This window comes from Undibacterium sp. KW1 (assembly GCF_009937955.1).
GTDB lineage: Bacteria > Pseudomonadota > Gammaproteobacteria > Burkholderiales > Burkholderiaceae_D > Undibacterium.
Genome location: NZ_AP018439.1, coordinates 4,484,880 through 4,496,879, shown reverse-complemented (window position 1 = coordinate 4,496,879; position 12,000 = coordinate 4,484,880). Strand labels below are relative to the sequence as shown.

General features: G+C 49.6%; 1 protein-coding gene (cut by a window edge). It reads left to right on the top strand.

Features of this window, described 5'->3' with window-relative positions; translation table 11 throughout:
* On the top strand, window positions 1–12,000 hold the final stretch of the coding sequence (locus tag UNDKW_RS20185; protein ID WP_162060169.1) for a DUF4214 domain-containing protein. Its footprint begins 15,414 nt before the window's first position; only the last 12,000 of its 27,414 coding nucleotides appear in the window; the start codon falls outside the window, past its left edge; the stop codon is at window positions 11,998–12,000.

The window sequence follows — 12,000 nt, the reverse complement described above, 5'->3', positions numbered from 1 at the left end:
CGCATAGAAGAATATACCAGCACCACACTGACCCGCAGCTATCAGTACGACGCCAATAATAATGTCATCAGCAGCAAAGACGCCTTGAACAACGTCACCCGCTTTGCTTATGATAGCGAAGACCGTCAGATACTCGTACTCGATGCAGCTGGTGGCATGCAACGCACCGTCTATGACGAAAACGGCAGTGTCAAATCCGTCCGCCGCTATGCAACTGCTGTCAACCTCACTGGTCTGAGCACGCAACCTACGCGTGCCGCACTGGAAGCACTGATCCCGGCAGAAACTGCACAAGACAGATTCAGCACCAATTACTACGACAAAGATGGCCGCGTCACCAGCACCGTCGATGCCCTCGGTGGTGTCGTCAGCTACGTGTATGACGCCAACAACAACGTCGTCAAGAAAACCAGTGGCGATGGTGTCAATCCTGCCAATGACCGCACACAATGGTTTGCCTATGATGGCATGAACCGCCTGACAGTCAGCATTGCAGCAGATGGTAGCGTCACGTCCAACACCTATGATGGCAATGGCAACGTCATCAGCACGACCGCCTATGCAAACCGTATCAGTACGGCAAACGTGGCTGTTGGTGCAACACCGCAAACCTATCTGAACCAAGTACAAGTCAATGCCCAGCAAGACCGTACGGTGCGCTACGCCTATGATGCAGCCAATCGCCTGGCCTATAGCGTCGATGCGCAAGGCTACGTCACAAAAAATACCTATGAAGGTACACACCTTAAATCAACAACCCAATACGACCAGCCAATTGTCGTAACGAACAGCAATTTAGCCAGTATCCAGGCCGCAGTCAGTTCCTCCGCAAAAGACCGCACCAGCTCATATGAGTATGACCATGCCGGTCATTTGCTCAAGACCACCGATGCAATGGGCTTTACTGAAAAGTACACCTATAACAGCCTTGGTCAGAAGGACAGTTTCACCAATAAAAAAGGCGCAACCTGGACTTACACCTACGATGCAGTCGGTCGCCTGGAAACAGAAAAAGCCCCAGCGGTAGAAGTAACCAGTATTGATATCAAAAATGGTGCCAAGTCATCCACTAGCGTCATGCTGGCGCTGGAAACACGCTTTGTCTATGACGCTGTAGGTAATCTCAAAGCCCGTATAGAAGCCAGTAACAGTGATCAGCAAAGAAGAACCGAGTATACCTACGATGCTTTAGGTCGCCAGATTGGTGTTACCTATCCACCAGTCGACGTGACTAACAGTAGCACTGGCGTCACCATCGTCGGTAAACAGTTGACTACCCACGTTACCTATGACACATTGGGTAACGCCGTCAGCAATATTGACGTGGCTGGCAAACGCAGCTACAAAGTCTATGATCAGTTGGGACGTGTCAGGTTCGATATCGATGCCAATGGTTATTTGACAGAATACAAGCGCAATACCTTTGGTGAAGTGGAAACGTTGATTCGCTACGCCACAGACAAACGCGATACCACGAGCGAGACAGCGCCGACCCTGGCACAAATAGTGCCCGTCATCAGCACTAAAGACCGTCAGATCAAAACCCAGTACAACCAGCTTGGCCAGGCCGCAACGGTCACCGAATCCATATTTTATGGTTCAGACGGTACCCATTATGAATACCAGGCCAAGGTCACCAGTAACACCTACAATGCCTTTGGTGAGCTCGCTAGCGCCTCAGTAGGGCGCAATGTGTACGATGCTAATGGCAATATTTTGCAGGCAGGCGTTGACCTTGCCACCACACGCTACGCCTATAATCAACGCGGTCAGCAAGTTGCCGTCCTGGATGCAGAAAATTATTTGACCCGTCAGCAGTTTGATGCTTACGGCAATGTTATTTTACATGTCGAGTTTGCTGCCGCTTACCCAAGCCTCGCAGCCAACTGGAGTGGCAGCGATAGTGGTTTACCAGTGGCAGATGTTTCCCTGATTGGGGGAGCGAGTGACCGTGGTGTACGCTATGAGTATGACCTCATCAACCGCAAAATCAGCGAAACCAAGCTCAATGTCGAGTATGCACAACTCAGTAGCTTCAACCGCACAGATGTTAATGCGCATGGTTCAGTCAAAACGCAATATGGCTATGATCAACTTGGCAATCTCGTCTCAACGACAGAACAAGAAATTGACAGTGGCCGTGCGATATCAGGAATCAGCAATATTGGCCTGATCACAAGGACTAGCTATATCACCTACGACATGCTTGGCAGGGTCGCAACGACAACCTCCAGCGGCAGTGGTGCCAGCAATACAGGCATCTATACCGTTTACAAACGCGATGCCTATGGCAATGCGGTAGTGACAAGCCAAACACCAATGACACAGGGCAATCAATCGGGTAATCCATTGATGACCTATATGGGTAGCATGAACGCTGGCCAAAACCTGCTTGAAGGCCAGGCACTGTATTCAGCCAACGGCCGCTTCCAGTTGGTTATGCAGTCTGACGGTAATTTGGTGATGTATGACAGGCAACAAGGCAATGCCAGTGCGCCAGGTATCATCTGGTATAGCAACACACGCGCCCCCTCGGGAAGTACGGGGCTTGCCTTGCAGACCGATGGAAACCTGGTTGTATATCATGCTGGTGCTCCTTTGTGGCAATCTGCCACCAGTGGTAGTGGCATGGTGTTGCGCTTGCGCGATGACGGCAATCTGGTCCTTACCAATGCCAGCCAGCAAATTGTGTGGCAGACAGCGACCATTGTTGCGCCGACAACGCCCAGTGCGGATATACGTGAAAGCTATGCCCAATACAATGCATTTGGCAAAGTGACCGATAGTGTTGATGCGGCAGACAAACGCAGCCACCAGTCTTATGACGCCAATGGTAATCTCGTCGCACAACAACGCAAAGTGACCGACATCAAAGGTCAGGTCGTCGGCAATTCTGACACCTCAGCCATGGTCAGCATGGAATATGATGCCGCTGGAAAACTGGTGCGCACGGTAGAGCTAGGTGTTTCTGGCAGTAGCGATACGACTGAGACACGGTATGAATACAATGCCTTTGGTGAGTTGCAAAAGCAAACCGTCAATGGTGTCACCACATTGCTCAATGAATACGACAATGAAGGGCATTTGTGGCGTACCACCAGTGGCGGTATCACCAAAGTCATGCTGGTTGATCAGGAAGGACGTGGTACCGTACAGATTACCAGCGGTACAGTCGATCTCAGAAGTTTGGCCGATACGATCAGCGTAGTTGGAAAAGCTCAGCTTGATGGAGCAGCACAAGCTGATGGAAAAGCCAAACCTGATCCGCTGTTTACCTCATCTGTCACACGATACGACCATTTAGGTCATGTCATTGAAAAGCAGCTTCCTAATGTCGGTAACAGCAACAAGCTGGAAGTGAGCGCACAAAGCTCCACGCTCAAATTCACTGTCAATGGGAATCTGGATAATAATAGCGGTGCTGGCAGTACCGGAAACAACGGTAGACCCGATCCAAGCGAGCTCAAAAATGGAACTGGCGACGCAAGTGGCAGTTCACCGGTTGGCGGTACATTTACTGGCCACAATAGTGTGCTAATCACCATGCCGGATATGTCAAGTTGGGGCTATGGCGATGTCAAAATCAGCGTTCAGTTCTATACCAAATTAGGATTGAATGGTGTGCCGCCAACAATGGGTTCTGTTGAGAAAGTCTACGAGGCTTTACAAGCCAAGGGAGTGGTAGATTTCTTCTGGAATAATGACAAAAGCTGGGGTATTCCGACACAGAATTATGTCACTGAAATTGTCATCAGTAAAAAAGATGCGACAGGCCATTGGGTCCAGGTCAACAAGCTCGGTGCCAATCAAAGTAATTCCATCAGTGCTGTTATCAATATAGCTGCGCCGATCGACCTAAATATAAAGCCGGTTTTCCGTTACCGTGTGATTGGCAATACTACTTGGTACACAGGTAAGCTGACCAATTTTGGTAATAGTTATGTCTTTAATCCACTGGATGGAAAATCTGATACTGATGCTGGCAACATTGATGGTGTCAATCGTTCACTGGCTGAAGGCATCTACGAATATCAGGTTGACTATAAACAGGATGATGTCGTCGTTTCGCATAGCGACGGGAAAATGACTGTCGGTTACGGTTCTGAACGCATCAAAGCAGCCCAGTTGTATGTTGCATTGCTGGGCCGCGCGCCAACGGACAGCGAACTGGTTAACTTTACCGAAAAACTCGCCAACAAAACGCTGGACCAGATGGCGCAATATCTGCTCGATCTTCCAGAGATGAAGTTAAACGCGCTGTCTGGCGAAGCGGTCCTTAAGCTCATCTACAATGACGCGCTTAAACGTGAAATTGATGACGCTGGCAAGGCTTACTGGTTAGCACAATGGAATAGCGGCGCTACCAATGCTCATGGCAGTGTAGTGGCCGATATTATTCGTGGCACTGTTGCTTACACAGGAAATGTGGAAGCAATAGCGACATCAAGCAAGTTGTTCAACAACAAGGTTTCAGTAGCGTTAACCTATGGCGGTGAGTTAAAAGGCCGAGACATTGCTGTAGCGACTTCTATTCTCACGCAAGTTACGGCAACTGATACAACTGCTGCCCTGGCTGTGGCCAGTGTAGGAAACCTTGTTACCGATGCCCAGTCTCGTCTGCAATTGACACGCCTGTACGTCCTGCTGCAAAACCGTAGTCCAGAAAAGGGTGGGCTCGATTATTTTGCAGATGAATTAAAGAATAAGTCGCGCACCATCAATGACGAGGCTACTGTTATCCTGAGCCAAAGTCTCTTGGCCGGAAAATCCAATAAGGATATCGCCGATACCATCTTTGACGCAGTACTGAACTGGAAAGGGTCGCCAGCAAAGTCTGGCTTCCTGGATAAATTAAACGCAACCACTACTTCAGCACAAAAAGCAGCAGTCATCCTTGAACTTATCGATGACATAGTTGGCAATACAAGAACTGATTTCGACTGGCGTCAGGCACAACAGCTATTCAACAACCGTGTTAACGTCGGCATGTTGTATGCCAATTCCTTTGGCCTCACAGATGACAAGGTTGCTGCCACGATCAATGCCCAGGTCACGGCGACAGACACACTTACCGCCATCAACAGCATATTTGCGCAACTCAATGTTACACAAAACAAACAACTGAACCTGGCACGCTTATACGTGATGCTGTTCAACCGCTCACCTGACCCCAAAGGTTATCAATACTGGCTGCAGCAAAGTAATCTCAGTAGCAACATCAGTTTCAGCACCATTGCCAATGCGATCTGGACTGACAAGTTTTCCACCGTCAGCAACATCGACCTTGTCAAGCAAATATATGCCAATACCCTTGGTGGTGATGCTGCGTCGGTCACGGAAAGCAATCAATGGGTGCTGGAATTGAATGCGGCAGGGCAGCCTGGTGCAGCCAGTAAAGGCGAAGTGCTGGAACGTATGATCAACGACCTGGTTAACCCATCCGGTTCAGCGAATTTCAGTAGCTATGCCCGACAAGTGTTTACACTCAAAACTGCCACTGGCATGAATTTTGTTAAGCTTGCTGCCGGTGATGTAACAGAAGCCGCAGCGTCATTGGCGGCTGTTGAACTTGACTTGAAATCCATGACTGCCAGCCTGGCATTGCAACAGGCCAAAGCAAATGTAGCGGCTACAAGTGACAAACTCGCACAGGCACAACAGGGGGCAGATGCTACCAAGTTAGCAGCATCTATGGTTGCCTATGAAGCCAGTGCAGCTGCGTTTGCTTACGCGAAAGCACAACTGCAGGCGACCTTGGCCGACTTTACAAAAGTCGATAGTGATCTGACTACAGCTCAAAATAATCTGAACACATGGGTTGAACAGAAAAAAATCGTAGACAGAGATCTGAGCCTGGCGACAGCTTTAGTGCAATCTGCTGACAGTGCGCTCGCATTTGCCAACGCAGCAGTACAGGCCGACAATGCAATTGCAAATCAGGCAGCATTGGCAAGGGCGCAGCAAGCGAAGTTAGAAGCCGAGATTCAAGAAGGCTTGGCCATCGCGAATAAGCAAGGTGCGGAAAAAGCATTGCAAGATGCAAAAGACAATGTGAAGCGCCTGAAAGATAGGCTCGATATTCTAGAAACGGCTAAGAAAACAGCTGCTGATAATTATAAGGAAGCGGCCTCTGATTTGACCCAGAAAACGAATGATCGCGATGCTGCACAGAGAACGGTCAACGATAATACAGTGACAACTGCAAATGCGTCAGCAGCCTTGTCAAAAATTGCTGCACCGCTGACATCTTCGAATAGATTAACTATCTATCAGTTGTATAACATTATTTTTGGTGAAGCTAATCCTGATTTGGCAGGCGTCCAATATTGGCAGGCGGCTCTTGACAGTGGCAGAATGACCGTCAAGCAAGTCATACATGCTATGTACTTTGACCCTTCACGGAGGGTAAATTACCTTTCTCCGACAAGTTTCTTCGGCCGTATTTATAGTTCTTCGCTGAATCTGTCCAGCAGCGATCCAGGTGCTTTATGGTGGGCTGACACTCTGCAAAATGCACCGGATGACAACACTCTTAACCCAGACCCAATGGGGAGGCCGGATAAGGCTGAACAGATCTATACTTTCTATAATGGGCTCCTGAACGAGACTTATCAGGGACCTTACGTTGGATATGCAAATCTGCTCAGAGTAAGCACTCAGAGCAAAGATGCGGGCGCAGTCATCATTGCACGTACGCAATTGGACTTTGATAATGCGACTGCTGCATTAGCACTGGCGAATAAAACCCTGGGTGAGAGAAAAGGGGACATGGCTGACGCCGAAAATCGCCTAAGAAATACACCAACCGATGCTCAGGCGATAAGTGACTTCAATGATGCAAAATCCAGCTACGATATAGCGGCTGGCAATATCACGCCACTCCAGAGCGCTCTTGACAATGCCGTTAATGCTGTTAATTCTGCTCACGGCTGGGTTACCTATTTCCAAAATCAAGTCAATGGCCTGCAACCGGCTGGCGGTAGTACAACGCCATCAGGTGATGTGATGAACACTTTGGTCGGTGCACTTTCTGATTACAACGTCAAGAAAGGTCTGGCAGAGGATGCCCCTAATTTTGCGAAAAAAACCAGCGCAGCACTGGACGCAATCTCTCAGGCCAATCCTGAGCACCTGAGGCAAGTATTGCAACTGTACGTGTTGCTCTTCAATCGTACCGATCCGGACTCTGCAGGTGTCGCCTATTGGGTAACCCGGATGAAGGAAGGTATGCAAATCGTCGATATTGCCACCAGCATGTATCACGATACCAATACGTATGTAAATGAGGGTCTGGATAAGAAAGATCCAAACGTGTTAATGGCAAGTATCTATACGAATAGCCTCAGTCGCTTCGATAACGATACTGCTGGAATCACCTATTGGGCCAACAAATTACGGTCAGAGCCTGCTAATAGCCAGGGCGCTATTTTTAACGCTTTGATATTCAGTGTTCTGAATAACGATAATCCTGACGCGCAGTTTCTTGCAACACGTGACAAATTTATTGCTAAAGTAAATTTGGCAGTGTCACATGCAGTAAACAATGCGAGCAACGCACTGGCGGTTGCTAATGCCGCAGTAACAAAAACAGCTTCTGATGCTTCACTTGCATTGCAACGCTATCTGGCATTAAAAGATGCTGCTGGAGCCGCTGGCACAAGTATCTCTATCCCAACCACAACAGCAACAGCGACAAATCTTGCGTCCATACTGCAAGTCATTATGCTGTTGACGAATAATCAAAATATTTCCCCCAACTTCACTGTCAAGATGGGCGGCTGGATAGATGCCATTGCTAGTGGTAAAGAGACTGTAGATACGATTGCGGGCAAAATTTATACCGAACTCAATTTGAATTCAGTTGGTAGCTATAGCCTCATACAAAGTATTTATTACGGTGCATTAGGCCGTACAGCGCCAGATCCGTTGAACGGCGAGTCGTATTGGGCCTCACGTCTGGATACAGCACGGCAAAGTGGCGAGGCAGCAATAGGCAATGTATTTAATAGCCTTATCAGCGGCCTGGCAAACGAAACCAGTGTTATTTCAGTTGCGTTTGCAAGTCGCAGGCTTTTTGATCAAAAAGTCGCGACTTTCATATCCAATTTCCAAAGCGTTCAGCAGGCGTTTATTAACTCAGTGCTCATCCCTGCCAAATACGGTGATAGCCAGGTTCTGATTGACGCTCAAAGTAAATTTGACCAGGCTAAAGCAGCGTCAGACACTGCGCACCAAAATGCAAGTGCTGTCTATGGGGTATCTACTGCACCAACAGTTTCTGCGACGGAAGCGCAAAAGAGTGTTGCACGCTTATACGCATTAATGTTTAACCGTGCACCAGAGGCATCAGGGCTTAGTTATTGGAGCTCCCGCGTGGGAAGCACAGATCTCAGCAGCATTGCCCAGCTCATGCTGGACGGTGCAAAGCCTGGTGATATTGCTGCAGGGCTGGACAATAGTAGTTTCGTCAGTTTAATTTACAGCAATCTTGGCAGCACTGACAGTAAAAACATCGCCACGCATATTAATGATTTGCGCACCAAGACCCGTGGACAAGTTGCTTATGAAATCCTCAGTGAAACCATGAGTAACGGCACCACTGATCAGGCAAGTGCGGACAGATTAAGATTGTTGGCGAACAAGACAGCCGTTGGCCTGACCTATGCACTGACAATGAATGGTGACAACGTCGGCGTTGCCCGTACACTGTTTACCAGTGTTACGGCAGACAATGCAACAGCAGGCATCAATGCGGCCCTCAATACGAAACCTGCAGTGTACGCACGCACGCAAGTTGCCAGCCTGTTCATTATGATGTTTGGCCGCGAAGCTGATCTGGATGGCTTTGATCATTGGTCAGAACGCATTCCCGCCATTGATGCGCCACTGGCCGATCGCGTGATGTTTGTGCAAAACATGATCAGCGGCGATGCTGAGCATACATTGGAAGCCTACAAGCTTAACGATACAGATTTCATCAACAAGATTTATACCAATGCCTTTGGTCAGCAACCTGATGCAGCAGGACGGAATTTCTGGTTGCAACAACTAAGTTCCAAATCCCGTGCAGAAGTCATACTAGGTATCTTGTATGACATACAAAACAGTCCTGCTAGCAGCAGTGCTGATGCGACGACACAATTACAATTCAGGCTCAATCAAAAGGCCTTTAATGAAAAAGTCTCATTAGCGCTTAACCATCTGGCCGTATTGGAGCAAACTAAACTGACCAATGCTGGGCAGGTTGACCAGGGCAATCTTGATCAACTCAAAACCGCTGCTTCAGTCGCTGCCGGACTCGCCATCGAAGCTGATCTGGCCGCGCTCAAGGCCATGGGGGACATTGGAAGAATAAGCCAGATACCCAAAGCGGCTGATATCAGCTGGATACCAACACTCAACATCAATAATGGCAGCAACAGCACACCAATTGCCCCTGCTGGTTACAACAGCATCATCCAGACCAGTGACCGCTGGGGCAATGTACTCAGTGCGACAGACGTACGCGACCCCAAACTGCTGACCCGCTACCACTATGACAGCGACAACCGCCTCATAGAAACCATTCGTAACGATGGCATCAAAGACATCAAAGTCACCGACGCCTACAACAGCCTCGGTCAAAAAATCGGTGGCATGGATGCCAATGGCAACATCAGCTTCAATGTCCTCGATGCCAGCGGTCACGTATTGGAAGAACACCGTGCAGATGGTCACGTCGCCCGTCAGGACTTCAACGCCTTTGGTGACAGGACGTCCTATACCGATGCAACAGGTTACCAGACCGCGTTTAAATACGATGTATTGGGTCGTGTCAGCTCACAAACACAAGTTGGCGTAGTCAATGTTTACCATTCCACCGATCTGACAGCAGACGGTGGAGTAGATTTTAAACCAGGGCAGGTCATTACCACACAACTCACCACCAGCTATCAATATGATGAACTGAGCCGCCGCATCCAGACCACAGACGCCGCAGGCGGCATCCTGCGTACCTGGTACGACCTGCGTGGCAACGTCATCAAAGCCGACAATGAGTCACATACAACCGGCAGCAATGGCTCCCAGACCACCAGCCGTTTTGATGCACTGAACCATAAAGTCAACGAAACAGACGCCATGGGCGGACAAAAGAACTGGGTCTACGACATCGCTACAGGCCGTCTGGCCAGTAAGTCTGACTTGGGCGGGCACACCACCAAGTACGCCTACAACTACTACAATCAGGTTGTTCATGAGTATGGTGTCAACTATGGCAAAGACATCACCACCACCTATAATCAGCTAGGCCAGGTATTGACCATCCAGGATGCCGGTACCACTACTAACACCTACTACCAGTACGATGTTGCCGGTAACCGCCTCTCAGAGAACGTTATCCAGGTTAAGGACACCCACGTCAGTGTCCTGCAGGACAACCACCTGTCCTATGACAAACTGGGGCGTTTGGCCGTCGTCCAGACAGACCGCTACTCCCTGACATATACCTATGACGACAACGGCAACCGAACTAAGGTATCGAGCTACTACGTCACCGATACCAATGCCACCACCAATGCCAAGGGCGAACTCGTCAACACCGTAGGAGGTAACCAGATCAATAGTAAAGAACAGGTCAAAGTTACCTGGAACACCTACGATGCCATGAACAGGCAAGTCATCGCCGACGGCGTCAACAACAATGGCGTCATCAGCATCAGTGCAGAGCAAGGTCACCAGTTCACCTATGATGAAGAAGGCCGCCGTCTCAGTGACACCAGCTATGGCAAAAAGATTACCACCACCACAGCCAATGTCCTGGGTATCCCCGTCACCATGGCAGGTACCACCTCAGGCAATGTCACCGAAACCTATTCCTACGACGCCATAGGCAGGTTAGACACCATCAACCGCGACGGTGTTGAAATAGACAAGCGCTACTACAACGCCAACAGCCAACTTGTGCGTAGCGGTATTAGTGACAAACTTATGAACGATATCTTTATCAATAGTGACCTTAAAAAGTCATTCCAGGATGCGGGCGTCAGTGCCGAGTTCACCATTTATCAATACAAGACAGACAAGATAGACCAGCTTGATATCCAGCAGGTGCATACGCCCATTGCGGGAGCTAGGTATAGTGGCACCAGGTTCACCTATGACGAAGCAGGCAGGATGACCCTCTATACCCAGGACACCAAAACGGTCGTCGGCTATCACTATGATGCCGCAGACCAGTTTGACCAGTACCAGGCCAGCAGGGTGGTCGGTAACCGTGGCGGTGGCGAAGCCACCACCGTCAACACCTACGATGTCAATGGTCATCTGATTACTGTGACCGACAGCACCGATACCAACAACAAACGCAACCTGTTTGTGGATACCGCAGGCCACATCCTGCGTAAAGAACAAAAAGGGGATAACACCTATAGTCTGCTGGTCAATGATGAACTCATCGGTACCAGCAGCAAGGACTACGTCAGCGACACCATCAACCAAAGCTATGTCAAACAAAGCGCTCTGGCAAACAGCGGCCCGAGCATCTACGTCGCCCAGCAAGGCGACACCCTGCAAAGCATCGCCAAAGCTGTGTGGGGCGATGCCACGCTGTGGTATCTGATTGCTGACGCCAATGGTCTGGCGGCCACTGAGCCGCTAAGCGGTGCCAAGCTGTTAATACCAGCCAGGGAAGTGTCGGGTGGCAACAGGGTAGATACCTTCAAGCCATACAATCCTCGTGAGATTGTGGGGGATACCACGCCGAATATGCCTATGCCTGCGGGGCAGGATGGTTGCGGTGGCATGGGCATGATTATTGTCGCTGCCATTGCTGTCGTTGCCACATTCATGACTGCGGGGGCTGCCGCTGCCCTTATGGGGCCAACGGGATCATTAGCTGGAAGTACCTTGGGTTCGCTCATTAGCAACGGTGCGATCGCTTTGGCGGGCGGCGGCGGTGGCGGAGTTGCGGCAGCCGGATGGGGGTGGCAGCCGCTTCTGCAGCGGTTGGGTCCGTGGTAA